Source organism: Ruminococcus sp. 210702-SL.1.03, assembly GCF_020559915.1.
Taxonomy (GTDB): domain Bacteria; phylum Bacillota; class Clostridia; order Oscillospirales; family Ruminococcaceae; genus YE71.
In genome coordinates this window covers 53,152-67,768 of record NZ_JAJCLZ010000010.1, presented here as the reverse complement: position 1 = coordinate 67,768, position 14,617 = coordinate 53,152, and the positions used below count along the sequence as shown (strand labels likewise).

General features: G+C 43.1%; 28 protein-coding genes. 5 read left to right on the top strand and 23 right to left on the bottom strand.

Annotation, left to right across the window (positions count from 1 at the left end; all coding sequences use genetic code 11):
* Positions 1 to 74: 74 nt before the first annotated feature.
* The 23 genes from LI114_RS07085 to LI114_RS06980 all read right to left on the bottom strand — a co-directional run bounded on the left by LI114_RS07085 (position 75) and on the right by LI114_RS06980 (position 11,287).
* Complete coding sequence (locus tag LI114_RS07085) at positions 75 to 458, bottom strand: hypothetical protein (protein WP_227220078.1); 384 nt, start codon at positions 456 to 458, stop codon at positions 75 to 77.
* The gene (locus LI114_RS14365; protein ID WP_227220077.1) at positions 436 to 645 is read right to left on the bottom strand and encodes a Lar family restriction alleviation protein; all 210 of its coding nucleotides are present in this window, start codon (positions 643 to 645) and stop codon (positions 436 to 438) included. Before LI114_RS14365 ends, LI114_RS07085 begins: the two co-directional genes overlap by 23 nt.
* A complete protein-coding gene (locus LI114_RS07075) occupies positions 642 to 884 on the bottom strand; it encodes a hypothetical protein (RefSeq protein ID WP_227220076.1) in 243 nt (80 codons plus the stop codon). Before LI114_RS07075 ends, LI114_RS14365 begins: the two co-directional genes overlap by 4 nt.
* Positions 881 to 1,246 carry a Lar family restriction alleviation protein gene (locus LI114_RS07070; RefSeq protein WP_227220075.1) on the bottom strand — a complete coding sequence of 122 codons (366 nt, stop codon included), beginning with the start codon at positions 1,244 to 1,246 and terminating at the stop codon, positions 881 to 883. The genes LI114_RS07075 and LI114_RS07070 overlap by 4 nt, the downstream gene beginning before the upstream one ends.
* Positions 1,247 to 1,248: 2 nt before the next feature.
* On the bottom strand, positions 1,249 to 1,524 hold the full coding sequence (locus LI114_RS07065) for a DUF3850 domain-containing protein (protein ID WP_227220074.1): 276 nt from the start codon (positions 1,522 to 1,524) through the stop codon (positions 1,249 to 1,251).
* Positions 1,511 to 1,633: a hypothetical protein gene (locus tag LI114_RS14145; RefSeq protein WP_264468241.1), complete on the bottom strand. Its 123-nt coding sequence runs from the start codon at positions 1,631 to 1,633 to the stop codon at positions 1,511 to 1,513. Before LI114_RS14145 ends, LI114_RS07065 begins: the two co-directional genes overlap by 14 nt.
* A gap of 2 nt (positions 1,634 to 1,635) precedes the next feature.
* The gene (locus tag LI114_RS07060) at positions 1,636 to 1,920 is read right to left on the bottom strand and encodes a hypothetical protein (RefSeq protein WP_227220073.1); all 285 of its coding nucleotides are present in this window, start codon (positions 1,918 to 1,920) and stop codon (positions 1,636 to 1,638) included.
* A 598-nt stretch (positions 1,921 to 2,518) separates the two neighbouring features.
* On the bottom strand, positions 2,519 to 3,340 hold the full coding sequence (locus LI114_RS07055; protein WP_227220072.1) for a hypothetical protein: 822 nt from the start codon (positions 3,338 to 3,340) through the stop codon (positions 2,519 to 2,521).
* Between the two features lie 197 nt (positions 3,341 to 3,537).
* Positions 3,538 to 4,098 (bottom strand): HD domain-containing protein, encoded by a 561-nt coding sequence (locus LI114_RS07050; RefSeq protein ID WP_227220071.1) that lies wholly within the window; start codon positions 4,096 to 4,098, stop codon positions 3,538 to 3,540.
* A 2-nt stretch (positions 4,099 to 4,100) separates the two neighbouring features.
* Positions 4,101 to 4,658 carry a hypothetical protein gene (locus LI114_RS07045; RefSeq protein WP_227220070.1) on the bottom strand — a complete coding sequence of 186 codons (558 nt, stop codon included), beginning with the start codon at positions 4,656 to 4,658 and terminating at the stop codon, positions 4,101 to 4,103.
* Between the two features lie 11 nt (positions 4,659 to 4,669).
* On the bottom strand, positions 4,670 to 5,083 hold the full coding sequence (locus tag LI114_RS07040; RefSeq protein ID WP_227220069.1) for a hypothetical protein: 414 nt from the start codon (positions 5,081 to 5,083) through the stop codon (positions 4,670 to 4,672).
* Positions 5,080 to 5,295, bottom strand: a complete 216-nt coding sequence (locus tag LI114_RS07035) for a hypothetical protein (protein ID WP_227220068.1) — start codon at positions 5,293 to 5,295, stop codon at positions 5,080 to 5,082. Before LI114_RS07035 ends, LI114_RS07040 begins: the two co-directional genes overlap by 4 nt.
* Before the next feature lie 20 nt (positions 5,296 to 5,315).
* Positions 5,316 to 5,516, bottom strand: a complete 201-nt coding sequence (locus tag LI114_RS07030; protein ID WP_227220067.1) for a hypothetical protein — start codon at positions 5,514 to 5,516, stop codon at positions 5,316 to 5,318.
* Positions 5,517 to 5,533: 17 nt separating this feature from the next.
* Entirely contained in the window at positions 5,534 to 6,874 is a 1,341-nt protein-coding gene (locus LI114_RS07025; RefSeq protein WP_227220066.1) for a ParB/RepB/Spo0J family partition protein, read from the bottom strand.
* 23 nt (positions 6,875 to 6,897) lie between these two features.
* The gene (locus LI114_RS07020) at positions 6,898 to 7,044 is read right to left on the bottom strand and encodes a hypothetical protein (protein WP_227220065.1); all 147 of its coding nucleotides are present in this window, start codon (positions 7,042 to 7,044) and stop codon (positions 6,898 to 6,900) included.
* 10 nt (positions 7,045 to 7,054) lie between these two features.
* Complete coding sequence (locus LI114_RS07015) at positions 7,055 to 8,422, bottom strand: phosphoadenosine phosphosulfate reductase family protein (RefSeq protein WP_227220064.1); 1,368 nt, start codon at positions 8,420 to 8,422, stop codon at positions 7,055 to 7,057.
* 22 nt (positions 8,423 to 8,444) lie between these two features.
* Positions 8,445 to 8,681 carry a hypothetical protein gene (locus LI114_RS07010; RefSeq protein ID WP_227220063.1) on the bottom strand — a complete coding sequence of 79 codons (237 nt, stop codon included), beginning with the start codon at positions 8,679 to 8,681 and terminating at the stop codon, positions 8,445 to 8,447.
* Positions 8,678 to 9,139, bottom strand: a complete 462-nt coding sequence (locus LI114_RS07005; protein WP_227220062.1) for a hypothetical protein — start codon at positions 9,137 to 9,139, stop codon at positions 8,678 to 8,680. The genes LI114_RS07010 and LI114_RS07005 overlap by 4 nt, the downstream gene beginning before the upstream one ends.
* A 45-nt stretch (positions 9,140 to 9,184) precedes the next feature.
* A complete protein-coding gene (locus LI114_RS07000; protein WP_227220061.1) occupies positions 9,185 to 9,541 on the bottom strand; it encodes a sporulation initiation factor Spo0A C-terminal domain-containing protein in 357 nt (118 codons plus the stop codon).
* Between the two features lie 5 nt (positions 9,542 to 9,546).
* A complete protein-coding gene (locus LI114_RS06995) occupies positions 9,547 to 10,158 on the bottom strand; it encodes a hypothetical protein (protein WP_227220060.1) in 612 nt (203 codons plus the stop codon).
* 5 nt (positions 10,159 to 10,163) lie between these two features.
* Positions 10,164 to 10,427 (bottom strand): hypothetical protein, encoded by a 264-nt coding sequence (locus LI114_RS06990; RefSeq protein WP_227220059.1) that lies wholly within the window; start codon positions 10,425 to 10,427, stop codon positions 10,164 to 10,166.
* A gap of 197 nt (positions 10,428 to 10,624) precedes the next feature.
* Positions 10,625 to 10,843 (bottom strand): hypothetical protein, encoded by a 219-nt coding sequence (locus LI114_RS06985; RefSeq protein WP_227220058.1) that lies wholly within the window; start codon positions 10,841 to 10,843, stop codon positions 10,625 to 10,627.
* 222 nt (positions 10,844 to 11,065) lie between these two features.
* On the bottom strand, positions 11,066 to 11,287 hold the full coding sequence (locus tag LI114_RS06980; protein ID WP_227220057.1) for a helix-turn-helix domain-containing protein: 222 nt from the start codon (positions 11,285 to 11,287) through the stop codon (positions 11,066 to 11,068).
* 233 nt (positions 11,288 to 11,520) lie between these two features.
* Between LI114_RS06980 and LI114_RS06975 the strand changes: the two genes are divergently transcribed.
* Genes LI114_RS06975 through LI114_RS06955 form a run of 5 tightly spaced genes read left to right on the top strand, consistent with a single transcriptional unit; the run spans position 11,521 to position 14,610 of the window.
* Positions 11,521 to 11,955: a helix-turn-helix domain-containing protein gene (locus LI114_RS06975; protein ID WP_227220056.1), complete on the top strand. Its 435-nt coding sequence runs from the start codon at positions 11,521 to 11,523 to the stop codon at positions 11,953 to 11,955.
* Positions 11,956 to 12,004: 49 nt separating this feature from the next.
* Positions 12,005 to 12,568, top strand: coding sequence for an ImmA/IrrE family metallo-endopeptidase (locus LI114_RS06970; protein WP_227220055.1), 564 nt, complete (start codon positions 12,005 to 12,007; stop codon positions 12,566 to 12,568).
* Positions 12,569 to 12,572: 4 nt separating this feature from the next.
* A complete protein-coding gene (locus tag LI114_RS06965) occupies positions 12,573 to 12,887 on the top strand; it encodes a helix-turn-helix domain-containing protein (protein WP_227220054.1) in 315 nt (104 codons plus the stop codon).
* A 20-nt stretch (positions 12,888 to 12,907) separates the two neighbouring features.
* Positions 12,908 to 14,122 (top strand): exonuclease domain-containing protein, encoded by a 1,215-nt coding sequence (locus LI114_RS06960; RefSeq protein ID WP_227220053.1) that lies wholly within the window; start codon positions 12,908 to 12,910, stop codon positions 14,120 to 14,122.
* A gap of 11 nt (positions 14,123 to 14,133) precedes the next feature.
* Positions 14,134 to 14,610: a hypothetical protein gene (locus LI114_RS06955; protein ID WP_227220052.1), complete on the top strand. Its 477-nt coding sequence runs from the start codon at positions 14,134 to 14,136 to the stop codon at positions 14,608 to 14,610.
* The last annotated feature ends 7 nt before the right edge of the window (positions 14,611 to 14,617 follow it).

The following is a 14,617-nucleotide window of genomic DNA, read 5'->3' as shown; positions in this document are numbered from 1 at the left end:
TGCACAAAGTTTTCGCGTAAAATTCGTATAAAATAACAAATACCCTCTGAGATTGATTTTCAGAGGGTATTATATTACATATCAAGCATTTCGCGGACAAAATCTCGCGTGAAGATCATCGGTCTAAGCTGATCTATAAGCTTGGTTCGACGTTTCGATATTACCGATACATCTACGCCGAAATGTTCTGCTATACGTTCATGTGTCCAGCCGCGGAAATATTTCATTTCAATAAGCTCAAAATACGGATCATCAGATATTTTGTCAAGCGCGCGGTCGATCTCCGCGACAAATTTGCGTACCTCTTCATCATCACTGCGACATAACTCGGGATATTCGTACAATATCCGTTCCGTTTTTTTAAAGCTCCCGAGCCTGCTCTTACTGAGCATATCTGATTGTTTCAGCTCCATTACAACAGCCCGCGCCGTTTTATCAATGATTTCGGTCACTGTCATTGCTTGTCGCCCTCCTGTTCCATGCCTGCGACGCTCGCGGTTCATGCTCCGCGCCATAGAAGCATACATCAGCCCCGCAGTTGTCGCACATAAACATTACCGTTTGCTGTAAAGGCGATATGAACTTTCTTACCTTTTCTCCGCAGAAAGGGCAAGTTTTTAGAGTTGGTTTCTCTACAGCTTTCATTTGATCTCACCACCTAACGACCGTATCTTACTGACGTGCGAGCATTTGAATATGCAGTTGCCGCAGAGTATTCCGCAATCATCTACCACGAAGTAGTACTTTTTTGGCAAATACAGATTGCAATTATTTTTGAACTGCTCCTCGCCAGTTTTGTGCAGAATACCACTATATGTATCACCATCGAAGATTGTTATTTCAACAGTTTTGCCTAAGAATTTTTCAAGTTCTGAATGTTTCATCTTTCTTCACCGTCCATTCTAGCACCGCAATTCGGGCAGAACTGCGATTTTCTGTTATTCCACATATCACAACAGGAAGATACAACACCCTCTTTAATTGTCGTGCCACTTCTATATTTGTTCTGCCAATATCCGTGCTTGACTTCCTGCACGTCGGCGGCAGGCAGCTCACCCACCCTTCTATTCCACGCGTGAACGGATTTTTCTTCGCTGTTGCTGCCAGGATAATTAAAAAAGCCCTGTGCTGTTGCGTGGCATTTTGTGCATATCGCATAGCACAAATAACTGTCCTCAATATGTTCTATTTTTGCTTCCCCACCGCAAAACGGGCAGCTTTTTAATTCTTTTTCAATTGCTTTCATCGTCACACCTCCTCGATTCCCAGTACGACATAGCCGTTTTTTATCCCCCAGCCATTGAGAATATATTTTATCTTGTATGTGCGCTCTGATATTTCGTGCTTGGCGTGTTCTATTGTTCCGCCGTCCAACTTACGATGAAAGATACCGTCAGTCGGTGTAAATCTTATTAGATCACCCGTCTGAAAACCTCTGTCATTCTTCCGCACCTCGAATGTTTTCTGCTTGTTTAGAACAGCGTCACAAAATTCTATGTCAAGTTTAAGCTCATGCGTTTTCATTTTCCTCGTCCTCCTCATTCTCAAAATCTCCGTCAGTTCCCGCCGCGCACAGCGCCCACAGTATACCCGCTATGGCGGATAATATAACGGTAATTATAATTGCAGCCATTTTCATTCTTCTTCCTTTGCTGATTCATCAAAACTATATTCACTGAATATATTGTCTGTAAATCTGATAGCCGTCGGGTCGGTCACGCGCAGAATTTGACCATCTTCACGTTCGACAATGCCGATAACTCCACTAACGACCCCGCCGTTATGTCCTCCCAGAGTGATTGACGGCGGTATGATCTCAGAGCGATTTTCCCAACAATGGAATATCGCTTTAAGCTCACCGTTCACAACGCATGGGCGTTTTTCCATTCTTATTACGATTTCGCCAAAATTACTTTTCATTTGATAACCTCTTTTTGTATGATTTCCTGCTTGCTTTGCGCTGATAGTCCATACACTCAGCACAAAGTACATGATCTTTTGCAGAACGTGATACACCGCAACGCACGCATAGCCCCTTAGCTTTCCTATACTTGTACCTTTCATGCAGTTTATTTCTTTGCTTGGAATCATAGCGTTCATGAGCACGACGGCGGCAGGCTTCACAAAGTACCTTACCATTGGTAGCTTTACATTGCCTGCATGATACACATATCCCGTGTGATTTGTACCAACGATAATTGTAATTATCGTTCATGCTTTTTTGCTCCTTTCTTCTAACTTCTTTAAATATGATTCTCTGCCGGCAGCGCGCTGATATTTCATACACGTAGCGCAGCGAACACGACCTTCAACGGGGCGCGATATACCACAGCTCACGCATACGCCCTGCGCTTTACGCTCCTTATACTGCTGACGACCCTTAGCACAACGTTTACTTCTGTTATCTTTATACCATTTGTGTATCTTCTCCTGGCACACGCTGCACAGTGTTTTTCCCTCTATGGCTCTACGCTGTCCGCAGCGTACACATATGCCGTTATCTTTGTACCAGTAATAACTAGCTCCCATTATATCCCCTCCTGTTCCGCTTTCGTCGTTCACAAACACGCCGCATACGAACAGATATATAAAAACCGCCGTTGATCTCGTTATAAAGCGGACGAGCATATGAAAACACATAATTCGGATATAATCTCTCGTACTCTTTGCTGCCGTCATTGCCCAGCGTGTATAATTCGTATGCCTTAGATTTGCTTATCCGTCCGTCACGTTTTGTGATTTTCGGCTGTACTAAATTCCTTGAACTGCTCCACGCGTTCCCTAACCTTTTATCCTCGCTTTCGTCTGCTGTATTTGGCTGCTTTTTCTTGCAGAAATACTTTGCAAGCCCCGCGACCCCATCGCTATCAAATATAACGAGTGAAGCATACGCATATCCGTTGCCCCACAGTTTATCAAGCGCTGATACTGACATATCCGCGCAGTTTAAGATAAGGTGATGATGATAACGCCCCGAGCGCTTACCCTTTTCCGTCGTGGCTATGTATTTAAGTTCCGGCAAGCCATTTCTCTTGCGGTATCGTTTTAGCCGCTTAAAAAAATTCTGCAAAGCCCGCTTTGCTGCTACATCATTCGGGGGTAAATTTTCATCATTGTACGATGGGTTATAAAACACGGCTTCGCCCTGCTTGAAATTCGTCATAACCAAACGTTCAAGCTTCTTAACTCTGCACTGGTGATTATATCGTTCCTGCGTCAGTGATGTAGGTTTAGACTTCTTAGCGCGCTTACCCTTGCTGCTGTGTTTCAGCACTGGGAATATATCTATATCAAGATAATCATTACAATCATGCCTTTGTTCTCGATACAAAACACGCATAGCTTTAACCTCCCTTGCTTTACTAACGCAGGGGGAACGGGGGAAGTTTCCCCCTTTTCCCCTGCAACCCCTTTGCCCCCTCGAACAGGTCTTATAATCACGGGCACAAAGTTAATATACATTACAAGCCCTTAACGCCTGCGAAGCAGACTGTTTTAAAAACGATACTATTTACAATGATAAACGTGGAATACCTATCATGTATCAAGTATTGTGCTCGCTATCATATCCGCCGTGTGCGTATACAACACGTTCGGGAATTGCGTAATAGCATATCTATAATTGTTCCAGCGCTCCTTGTCGTCAAACGCGCCCATATGCCAACGTATGCACGCTATTTCCTCGTCTGTCAACATTCCGTACAGAAGTTTTTGTGCAATTATTACCGACTTATCGCCGTGGCCGTCAAGAACCGTGTCCCTGACATACTCAAAATGTCCACCCGATTTATCGCCGTTAGAAACGTACTTGTATGTATCGCACTTGCAGAGATCGTGAAACATACCGACAACATACGGACTGCTCGGGTTTTGCCATTTCAGGCCTAGCTTATCAGTGAGGTCTACGAGCTGCTGCGCTACAATCTTTGAATGGTCGAACAGCCCGCCGCTATATGCGCCGTGATATTTAGTTGACGCAGGCGCAGTGAAAAATCCCATTTTGTCAAGCTGATCTGTTATATTGCGAGAAACGGCGTTAGCCATGATGGCCTTAAACTCTGCTATCCGTATAGCTTTGTTTTTGGTATTCTTCTGCATGATCAACCCTCCTCGTTTCTGTTGCCGTCAAGCAGCTCCGTTCGGCGACTCAATATGAGATTATCAGAATTAAATAAACAAACCGGGGCGAGCCCGTGACTGCTGCGCGCACTGTAGTCGCTGATAGCTCCTGTCGGGATGACGCCACGCACGCTGCAAGCGTCGCCGGTGTCGCACCTCCACGGAGTAAGCGTCCACATACATTCTTCAAAGAGCGGCACATAATCTCTATACTTGCGGTACTGGTAGCAAGTGAGCAGCGTTATATAATCTTCACACGTTCCGTAAGCTTTATCGCCGTTATCGGCAATAAGATCAGACGTTTGCTTTACAAGATGTTCCGTGTTAAAATGTTCCTCGAGTACATCTTCGTTAAGAAAGCGGCGGAGAGTGGATTTCTCCCAGTTGTTGCAGCCGTCCTTGTACTCCTCGTTAAAACGCTTTTCACACCAACATTCAGCCGTTATCGCTAAGTAGTTGCCGTCGATAATGTCGAGGCAAATAAAACGTATGTTGTTATACCAAAACTCCTCGCCTGGTCTTAAATTGATTTCATGCATTATGATTCCTCCTATTCAAATATTATTTCACGCAGTTCTACGTCTATATTTTTCAGAGAGAAGTAAACCTCCTTAGCTGTTTCGTAGAAAATGTTCATTCTGCACTTGTTCGCTACATCTTCATCGCCGAAATAAGACAACACCTTGTGCGTTTCCGTACCTTCTAAAACAATATCTCGCCGCCGTAAGCAAATCGGCTCTCGTAAGCAAATCGGCTCTGCCTTACTAAGGCACATTCTTAGAGCGGCTGCAAGTGTTTTCCCTGCACGCCTAGCAAAAGATATTTCCTTTGGCAATGGCTTATTGTAAAAAATGTAGCCGATTTGCCAATCGAAAAGAGATATATTAAGGCATTTGTTGATTTTCTGAACTGTTTCTTCAATCTCTTGTGGATATTCCCTCATTGGAACAACTTTTACTTTCATGAAATTTCCTCTCTTACGGTATCTGGTTTAGCTATCGTAACGCTATTTGTGCTTCGGTCGGCAAGCTCAACCGATAAAGCAGGCTTGCCATTGACCAGCCTATAAATAAGCGCTGATATACACTTGTAATGAATATCTGACCTCGCCGAACGGTTACGTTCAACTACGCTGCATTGTTTCAAAAATGCTTGCTTTGCTTCTTCATCAGTCATTTTATCAACTCCTTTAGATTTCAAAACGGACACGGCATTTTTTCATCTAGCTCTTGTTCAATTTTTTCAAAGCCCGCTTTAACGTTTTCATTGTTCTTATACTGCCTTAACAGTTCTTCACAAACTTTATAAAGACTTATGTAATCGTCAAGCGTTAATTTTAGGCGTTCAGCTAAACGCCTATTTTCCGCTATTATCTCCGCAGTTCTTTTTTCACTCACGATGTTTTCCTTTCCTATCAAAGTCCGGAAAAACACTCATGAGCGCCTGATAACAACCTGCGTTCGTCACTGCCCATCATGTAACCGACTTTGGTAAGCAATGCGTACCAATTTTCAAGCCTTGAATTGCGGCTGTATCTGCCGTAATAATCGTGAAGTGTTGTCTTATTTGTGCTTATGCCCTCATATATCGTGCAGAGCATTACAAGCATAACTCTTTCGGGGTGTTTTTTTACGCATTCGCGATATTCCTTGCACTTAAAAAAATCCCCCAGACTTTCTGCCTTTTCGTATTCCGTGCTAACGTCAAGCATTTTTGCAACATCATCATATATAATATCGTAAAGATAGGGCTCAGCAAGAAAAGCTTCTGTAAGTGTTTTTATATGCTCCTTATTTGCAAAGCTCTTTACAAAATCTTTGCGTAGCTCTTGCGCCTGCTTTTCCAACTTGCTTACTCTGTCTACACGTTCTGCGCGGCGGGCTTCTTCCTCTTTTCGCTTTGCTTCGGCTTCTCGTTCTTCCTTTGTCAACGTCTTGCCGTCATCATAGACAGCTACCCACGCATATGATGATATGCCGTAGTATTTTGCGCCGCTTTCGATTTGAGTTTTTAGCCAATCCGCGAATTTATTAACGTCCTGGGTAATTGATATACTTGTCAGCATTCTACACTTAACGCTTTCCTTGTTATCTATCTGTTTAAGCTTGCTGTCAAGTAACGCTTTGTTCGCAACTGTATTAAGCGCTTCTTTTTCGGCTCGCGCTAATCTCTCTACGGTCCACTTGAAGTTCGCTGTACCCACTGCTTTTAACGCTTCGTTTTTGCTTTTCGGGTCTTTGATTTTTTCAAGCTCGATATAATCCGAAAATGTAGCCTGCCGTTCCTGTGCCTTGCGAAGCTCCTCTTGGTCGAGTTCAAGCAATTTAAGGCGGTGTCTGATCGTGGATTTGCTAAAGCCTGTCTTTTCTGCTATCCCGTCTTGCGTTTCTCCAAGGTCTAACATCATTTGAAAGCCTTGTGCTTGCTCGTATACGGTGAGATCGGAGCGCTGCATATTCTCGAGCAGCATTGTTGCCGCCTGCTCTCGCTCGTCCATTTCAACTACCATACAAGGAACTTGCTTTAAGCCCGCTTGCTTAGCTGCCGAAAGCCTGCGGTGTCCTATGATAACGGTGTAATCGTCTGCCGTCGGCGCACCTTTGCCGCCCTTTATAACCGTGAGGTTTTGAAAAATGCCGTTTGCTTTGATACTTTCAGCAAGTTCTGCTACGTCCCCGACGTCCTTTCGCGGATTGTCAGGGTGTGGATAGATCTTGCCTATTGGCAGATCTATATTTCTTGATACTACTTTCATTTATAATCACTCCTTGTTTTTTACTAGAAAGCAACAACTAGATTGAGAATAGCCGCTGCGAGCCAATACACACCGCCCCTAATGTCTTTACGAATAAAGCAGACGATAGCGGCGAGGACGTTTATAATAATAAGAACAAGCGGCAATATCTGCTCCGGTTTGATCTTCATTGTTACCCTCCTATATCCACTTGAATTGACCGTCATTCTGTATAGCTATTTCAGCGTCGTACTCGTTTTCAAGGCCTGTTCCCGTCAGATCTACAAGCTCGCCAAATTCATCAAAGGCACATGGACGGGTATCTAGCAACGCTTTTGTACTGCCGAACTTCGAGATCATGCGCGAACTTGTACCTTCGTCCGTGAAACTGTCAAATATGTTCACGTTACGCTTCAAGCGGAACAGCTTGTACAACTCTTCGCGATAACCGAAGCTTTCCATACAAACCCGCCAGGCTCGGGGGTGCGTTTGCCGCAAGATAGATAAATGGTTATCCCTGTACTGAATATCTGTACCGCACATGATACAGCCGTTGCGCGTGATATGCTGTTTGTTTCCGTCGGCGTCCGTGTACTCAATATCGTAAAGCGGCGAATACTCGAGATCATACTTGTGGATATATGCCCACACGTCATCATCAGTCCAAAACGCAAGCGGGTTGACGTGATAAAATGCGCCGTCTTCAATATGTGGTCTATGACTTGCGAAGATATGCCCGCGTGTTGCAATGCTGGTAAGTCTTGAATGGCTCTCGGCAGCCATAAGACCTTTGAATATAACGTCAACGTCTAATTCGGCTTGCAGGCGCTCGGACGGCTCTTTTTTCAGAAGCTTGCAGCAATGCTGCGAAAACTTGCATTGTTGAAGAATGCCGTAATACTCTTTCAGATCGTCCTTTTCTGATAACGAGTTTGAGTATTTCAAAAAACATTCGATGTTGATTCTATGCGCGTCAAGCCTACTCGCCGCTTTACCGAGCAGCGGCGCGCCGTATTGCTCAATGCAATACGCAAACGTCTTTCTATGCCCTGCGAAAAAACAATTGCTGTGATCTAGCCGATAACAGCGCTTTTTCGCGGCAGCTATCAACGCTTTTTGCCCTTTTAACTTGCCGTCGGGCTTTAATATCTCATCAAGAGCGCCCTCGTCTTCCAGCTCCTCTACAAGTTCGCGGGCGAAATCATATCGCAATTCATCTTCTTCAAGCCTTGACAGCTCCGTTTCGTGAAATCTGTCGGCGAAGTGTTCACGCCCGTATTTGCGCGCAAATTTCAAACTTTCGGGGAACTCTATACCCGTGTTGCCGAAAATGCAATGTACTCTTTTGAACTCTTCGGGAAAATATCTCTCAATAAGATCTGCGACAACCTCACTATCTTTTCCGCCCGAAAACGCGATCGCGGCTTTATGTCGGCAGAGCTTTAACGCTCGCTTTATTACTTCAACTGATATTCGTTCCTTTGTTTCAAGCGAAAGCTCTTTTGTATATGTGTTGATCTCCTTGAACGAATATGACGACCTTATATAGCTGTCTATATCCTCAGACATTGGAATCACTCCGTTTCAACTCTTACTTTTTGAATAGTTCCTCAATAGGTATATCAGGGAAGAACTTTTCGTGAATGATAATGGCCTGCGCAAGCGTGAAATTTGCATTTCTCTTCCCGTGAAGCTTCACTGAAAGCGAACATTTAGATATTCCAAGCGCTTTTTGAATAGCCTTATGTTTGATCTCTCGCTTGCCTATCTCGTTTAGCAGGCGGGTATATGGTCTTTCGATGGCCTGCTTTTCCACCTTAACGCTCACTGTTTTTCCTCCTCGAGAAAGGCGGCGAGTAAGTCAGCTATATAAAGCGGTTCTGTGTCGCTCCAATCAACTAGCGACGAAATAGCGTCGAAAACTCCCGCCCTAATGTGTTTCGATTTCAGGTTCAGGTCGAAGTATCCGCCATTCCCGCCCCACATCTCAAGCCCTTTTCTGGGGCGTTCGGTGTACGCGTATACCTTGCCGTCGCTGTCCTTTGCGATGTATCTGAACCCAAGCAGGTTCAGCGCCTTAAATATCTCGACCTGCTTGTCTGTCAGCCTGCTCTCGGGGTGAGCGTCCGACCATGCCTGCACGCGCTTGATGTGTTCGGGCGTGATGTCGTCCAATTCGCAGCCCAGACCGTGTAACGGGCAGTCGAAGCAGCCTCCTCTGTATGTTCTGCACATACGTGCTGCTTCGTGCACATAGTCCAGCGTGTTGTTACAGTTGTATTTCATGATTTTACCTCCTAAATATAATATCTCTCCTGGTATATCATATTATCATGATATACTAGATGTGGTATTTTCAACGCCGTAGCGAAAATAATTCACTATCGCACATATAAACTGCTTGTTAGATGGTCTTTCATCATAGCCAAACATTTCTTTGAATAATTCGGGCTTGCGATCATACGCGTATTCTATTGAACGCTGTATCATTTTCTCAACGTTATTTCTGCTTGCAGAATTGTTTTTTCTGTTGAGATACTTTTCGCCGACCGTAGAGAATATATCCCCCATATTATTGCTTTTGCTTGTATCTGCCGAAATCGCAGCTTCCATGATATATTTGAATCCATCGTGTCCTGCGGGAACGCCCAGCTTTACAAGCAGCTTATAGATCTCTGCCTTGTTCATGATATTCACCCCTCTTCCTTTTTCGGAACGTTTTCATTCGTCCATCGACGAAAGGCTTCAAGGCCTGCTTTAGCTTCGCGCGATTCCGCAAGGCTGATCTTCTTTTCCTTTTTGGGCTTTAGCTTTGTATAGTCCATCTGTCCTATGTCCCATTCGTTTTCAATGCCAAACGCCTTTATCTCTTCAAGGGCATTGATGCGACTTGTTGTAAGCAGCGTTTTTATAAGGCAGCCTAACCGCTGTTTTCCGAAGCCGTAATCGCACGAAAGCTGAACGAGAGCAAGCTTGACATTCTCAGCTAACACAGCGGCGTTTTGCCAATTATGATTTTTCAAATGTTTGCGCACGATCTTTATACAAATGTCCTCGTCTATCCCGCATTCTTCAACGAACTGCTTCATCTTGAAATCATACGCGCCGTCGTTCTCGTAATCGTTCATCATCTTGCAGCTATCGGCGAAATCCTCTAGCCATTCTTGCATTTTCTTTGCGTAGAAAGTCTTTGGGTAAAGGTCGTGAAGCGTAAGCAGTATGATACAGAGCATTTTGTAATTATCAACAACCACGTTATATGCTATTCTGTTTTTGCGGTAGTCTTTGAACTTTCGGTTCGTCAATCTTATCACTCCTTTCTCGGTTCGCGTCCTCTGAGCTCGAGCCTGCCGCTGACGAAATCTGTAACAGTGATACCTTTGCTACGGCATATAAGATATATTTCAGCAAGTGTCAGGTCAAGCGGGTGCGATGTACGGTTTGTTACAGTACCCTTTGAGCAGCCCATGATACGGGCGGTGTCCTCGACCTTATCGAATGCGCGCAGCAGCTTGAAGTTATCGCGCATTGTGCTTTCAAAACGGTCTATTTCGCGCAAAAATGTTTTCGGCATAAAAACGCCCCCTTTTTGAATTTTTATTTTGTTTTTCGCACAAATTTTTGTGTTTTGCTTGACAAATCTCGCAGCACCAGTTATAATAAAGTCATGGGCATAATAAGTTTTACACGGGCTTAAATGTTCTAACTGAGTGCTTACTTGTGAGATGGTCGGCGCTCTGAACCCTTTCGTTTTTCGGGAGGGTTCTTTTTTTATTTATTCAGCTCGTCGGCTATCCTGCGATCAGCGGCGTGCCGATATTTGCGCAATCTGCGCTCCAGCTTGCTTCGGCTCGCCGACTGTGCGAGTATCAGCATGAAAATTGCTGTTGATACCGCCATGCCCGTTAGGCTGTGTGCGAAGCAGGCTATCATCTGCGATACGCAGAATATAACAGACAGCACGCCCGCTTTACGTTCGTCATTTTTCATTTGCTTCACCTCAATCTAATTTGAACATTTTGCCGACTACCTTCCTCGTATAGTCGGCAATTTCTTCATCTGTCGGCTCTATGGACTTATCCTTGCAGAACCATACTAACGCCCGGGTAGAAATTTTCCATTTTAGCGCCGTGATTACTGATATTATCAGCAAAATACAGACTATCAAAAAGCAAAGTTTCATTTGCTTCACCTCCCTTCTTCGCTTCATGTTCAGGCGCTTTCTGCGCGGGGTTTAAAAAGCTCGTTAACGTCACAATCAAGAGAATTATAGAAAAATACTATATCTTCGGGATATACGCTTTCATATCCGTTAAGCTTATTGTTTAGCTTTTTATAACTAATCCCGTTGAGTTCTGCGAAATTTTTTTGTGATATTTTTCTTTCTCTCAAAATCCTTTTGACGTTATAAGCTACAATTGTGGGTCTATTCAAAATATTCACCTCCTGCCGTTTTCCAATAATATTGGATTGATTTTATTATACTCCAATTTAATTAGAATGTCAATAGGCTAATTCCAATTATCTTAGAACAGAGCTTACAAATTTTTGTATGACTTTTTGTGCAGTTTACCAAAAATATTGGATTTATCAAATTTTATTGGAAAAGTTCTTGATATTTTTGGATTTTGTGTTATAATGTTTAATAGAGATTGGAGGTGCTTGAAATGATAGGCGATAAACTAAAAAAACGTCGCGAAGAGCTCGGGCTTACACAAGCCGATTTAGAAAAGCTTACGGGGATAGGTAATCGAATGATTAGCAACTACGAAAAGAACAACAATAAACCGAATGATGAAACTATTCTGGTATTGATGAAGGCTCTGCAATGTGATGCCAATTATTTGTTTGATTATCAACCGCAAATCAAGAACGGCAAACCACTTTATATAACGCCGCATGAAGAAAGGCTAATCAAAGCGTATCGTCAAATGCCCGAAATGCACCTAGCAATTGACAGACTATTAGGCATTGAAGAACCAAATATAGCAGTAAGTCAGAAAGCTGCCCGCAGCGGTGATGGCCGCGCGATCGACACAGTGAAAATGACTTCTGAGCGCACAGCGAAATTTGAAAACGCTGAAACGGACGACGATATTTAATACATAATAAAAACCTCGCAGGGTATACTACCTTGCGAGGTGATAAAAGTTGATATATGGTTCATACAAAAACGCTCGTAATGCCGCGTGGCAATGCCTGATTGATTTTGATATAAAAGAGTTGCCCGTTAAACCGTCTATGATCGCTAAGCAATTAGGTATAAAGATAATAAAAAACAGCTCTATCAATGAGCTGTCAGAGGGTGAAAGCGGCGCAACATATCTTATCAAGTCCAAATGGTATATCGTTTATAACGATACAGAGCCTAGACAGCGTTGCAGATTTACAGTCGCACACGAGCTCGGGCATATTCTTTTAGGGCACATTATGTGTGACAAACACTATGCTCGTACATTTGACACGTCACGCCCGACCATAGAGCAGGAAGCGGACGTTTTCGCGGCAAGGCTGCTTGCTCCGGCGTGTGTGCTATGGGGATTAGATATTCACACAGCGCGTGAGATCTCTGAGCTGTGCGACATATCGCTTACGGCCGCGCAGGTAAGAGCGGAACGTATGGAAATCCTATACTCTCGGAATAAGTTTCTTACAAGCCCGCTTGAAAAGAAAGTCTACTCCAATTTTCAATCATATATACAGCAAAAAAGGTGATAATGTGGAGATCAAGGACCGAGTTAAGGCACTCCGAAAAGAAAACCACTTGACACAAGAAGACATGGCAAACCTTTTGGGAATATCGCCCGGAGGTTACAGCGCATTAGAAACGGGCAGAAATGCTTTCGACATTGATAAACTTGCCATAATGGCTGAAAGATTTCATGTATCTATTGAGTATCTCGCCCATGGCACAAAAAAAGACACTTCGTTGGTGGACGAAGTGTCAAAACTACTTAGCGGATTATCTCGTGAAGAATTACTAGAAATCCGCAGATACATAAAATATGTGCGCTGGACACGTGAAAACGACTAGAAAGAGGGGGTAATATAAAAATGGTAATTAAAGTTGTAGTCGGAAATACTACGGCGCAAACAGGTAACAATAATTCTGAGGAAACAGAAGAGGTAAGGCATAAGGGTAATAGCTTGCTTGAAACTCTGTCTAATTATACTGTAATAGATCTTGAAACAACAGGTACGAACATTTATGGTTGCGACATTATAGAGCTTTCGGCTGTTAGAGTACGCGATAATCAGATAACCGACAAATATTCGACCCTCGTTTGTCCTCCTACACATATCCCCATTCAAATACAGAAGCTTACCGGCATAACAGATGAAATGGTCGCGGGCAAACCAACCATTGACGATGTTATAAATGATTACGTTGCCTTTCTTGGCGATGACATTCTTTTAGGACATAATATCGCACGGTTTGATGTAAACATTATATATGATGTTTACAATGACATAACGGGTAAGGAACTGCACAATGACTTTGTAGATACATACAGATACGCCCGCTTTTGTCACTTAAATACGACTAATCTGAAGCTTAGTACCATTGCTGAATATTATGGCGTAGTCAACGAACAAGCTCACCGCTCGCTTTCTGATTGCATTGCTAATCACTATGTATATCAGGCTATGAAACAAGATTTTTCAGCACCTGAGAGAATTACTTCTGCTAAAAAGCCGAAAAAATATTCTCCCGAAACAAAAGCCGTTCAAGAAATTCAGTATACGTTGAAAACTATTCTCGAGAGCGGCGAATTAACAACGGAAAATGTCTATACAATACGTGATTGGCTGAATGAACACACCGAGTTTATCAATAAATACCCTTTTGCAGATATAGACCGTTCAATCAAAAAGGTGCTGGCCGATGGCGTAGTAGATGATACGGAAATAGAGTATCTGCAACAGCTTTTTGCTGATTTATTAGATCCCGTAACTGCTCAGGAACACGAAAACGAATCACTTGACATTAAAGATAAAACTATATGCTTAACAGGTGAATTTAAGTTCGGCGAAAGAACGTCCGTCGGTAATTTTCTATCCAATTTCGGTGCAATAATAACCAAAAACGTGACCCAGAAAACAGATTATTTGATAGTTGGCGACCTGGGAAGCCAAAACTGGCGCTGCGGCAATTACGGCAACAAGATAAAAAAGGCTTTGGAGCTGCAACAAAAGGGCAAGGGCATTGAAATATACAATGAAAATGAGTTCTTCGATAAAATGATTTCCAGGTTCAGAAAAAGGTGATAAATATGTACATGGATAGATTAAAAGAGATTATAGCAACCGTCGAAACGGATTATAATATATCGAGGGACGGCGCTTCTGCATTTACTATCAAAACACTTGCTGATAATAAAACAAATTCGGTTTATCTCGGCTCAAACTTCGCGTTACGCATAAAGCGCATGAAACTCGTTTACAGGCTCACCATAAGCAACAAGCTAGTTGATGATTATGATAGTCTGCACTGCGTTAAATATAAAGAAAATGCCATTGACAGAACCATAGATATAGACTACCCACATGATATGCTCGATGAATTGTATACATACGCGGATATAGCGCTAAGATATACAGCCGCAAACTATATGCCGTCAATTCTGTTCGGCTGCTGTTCCAAATACATCGAGTGTTCAAAAGCGAAAAAGTGTCTGCATGATGATCTGTTATATTCAAAAGGCTGTTGGTATCGCTTGAACATTGAAAAGGGTAAAATACTATTCGACGAATAATGTAAAT

What these genes read in the sequence shown, in the direction of transcription:
- LI114_RS07085 (WP_227220078.1), bottom strand. Translation starts at nt 458, where the DNA reads ATGACAGTGACCGAAATCATTGATAAAACGGCGCGGGCTGTTGTAATG.
- LI114_RS14365 (WP_227220077.1), bottom strand. Translation starts at nt 645, where the DNA reads ATGAAAGCTGTAGAGAAACCAACTCTAAAAACTTGCCCTTTCTGCGGA.
- LI114_RS07075 (WP_227220076.1), bottom strand. Translation starts at nt 884, where the DNA reads ATGAAACATTCAGAACTTGAAAAATTCTTAGGCAAAACTGTTGAAATA.
- LI114_RS07070 (WP_227220075.1), bottom strand. Translation starts at nt 1,246, where the DNA reads ATGAAAGCAATTGAAAAAGAATTAAAAAGCTGCCCGTTTTGCGGTGGG.
- LI114_RS07065 (WP_227220074.1), bottom strand. Translation starts at nt 1,524, where the DNA reads ATGAAAACGCATGAGCTTAAACTTGACATAGAATTTTGTGACGCTGTT.
- LI114_RS14145 (WP_264468241.1), bottom strand. Translation starts at nt 1,633, where the DNA reads ATGGCTGCAATTATAATTACCGTTATATTATCCGCCATAGCGGGTATA.
- LI114_RS07060 (WP_227220073.1), bottom strand. Translation starts at nt 1,920, where the DNA reads ATGAAAAGTAATTTTGGCGAAATCGTAATAAGAATGGAAAAACGCCCA.
- LI114_RS07055 (WP_227220072.1), bottom strand. Translation starts at nt 3,340, where the DNA reads ATGCGTGTTTTGTATCGAGAACAAAGGCATGATTGTAATGATTATCTT.
- LI114_RS07050 (WP_227220071.1), bottom strand. Translation starts at nt 4,098, where the DNA reads ATGCAGAAGAATACCAAAAACAAAGCTATACGGATAGCAGAGTTTAAG.
- LI114_RS07045 (WP_227220070.1), bottom strand. Translation starts at nt 4,658, where the DNA reads ATGCATGAAATCAATTTAAGACCAGGCGAGGAGTTTTGGTATAACAAC.
- LI114_RS07040 (WP_227220069.1), bottom strand. Translation starts at nt 5,083, where the DNA reads ATGAAAGTAAAAGTTGTTCCAATGAGGGAATATCCACAAGAGATTGAA.
- LI114_RS07035 (WP_227220068.1), bottom strand. Translation starts at nt 5,295, where the DNA reads ATGACTGATGAAGAAGCAAAGCAAGCATTTTTGAAACAATGCAGCGTA.
- LI114_RS07025 (WP_227220066.1), bottom strand. Translation starts at nt 6,874, where the DNA reads ATGAAAGTAGTATCAAGAAATATAGATCTGCCAATAGGCAAGATCTAT.
- LI114_RS07020 (WP_227220065.1), bottom strand. Translation starts at nt 7,044, where the DNA reads ATGAAGATCAAACCGGAGCAGATATTGCCGCTTGTTCTTATTATTATA.
- LI114_RS07015 (WP_227220064.1), bottom strand. Translation starts at nt 8,422, where the DNA reads ATGTCTGAGGATATAGACAGCTATATAAGGTCGTCATATTCGTTCAAG.
- LI114_RS07005 (WP_227220062.1), bottom strand. Translation starts at nt 9,139, where the DNA reads ATGAAATACAACTGTAACAACACGCTGGACTATGTGCACGAAGCAGCA.
- LI114_RS07000 (WP_227220061.1), bottom strand. Translation starts at nt 9,541, where the DNA reads ATGAACAAGGCAGAGATCTATAAGCTGCTTGTAAAGCTGGGCGTTCCC.
- LI114_RS06990 (WP_227220059.1), bottom strand. Translation starts at nt 10,427, where the DNA reads ATGCCGAAAACATTTTTGCGCGAAATAGACCGTTTTGAAAGCACAATG.
- LI114_RS06985 (WP_227220058.1), bottom strand. Translation starts at nt 10,843, where the DNA reads ATGAAAAATGACGAACGTAAAGCGGGCGTGCTGTCTGTTATATTCTGC.
- LI114_RS06975 (WP_227220056.1), top strand. Translation starts at nt 11,521, where the DNA reads ATGATAGGCGATAAACTAAAAAAACGTCGCGAAGAGCTCGGGCTTACA.
- LI114_RS06960 (WP_227220053.1), top strand. Translation starts at nt 12,908, where the DNA reads ATGGTAATTAAAGTTGTAGTCGGAAATACTACGGCGCAAACAGGTAAC.
- LI114_RS06955 (WP_227220052.1), top strand. Translation starts at nt 14,134, where the DNA reads ATGGATAGATTAAAAGAGATTATAGCAACCGTCGAAACGGATTATAAT.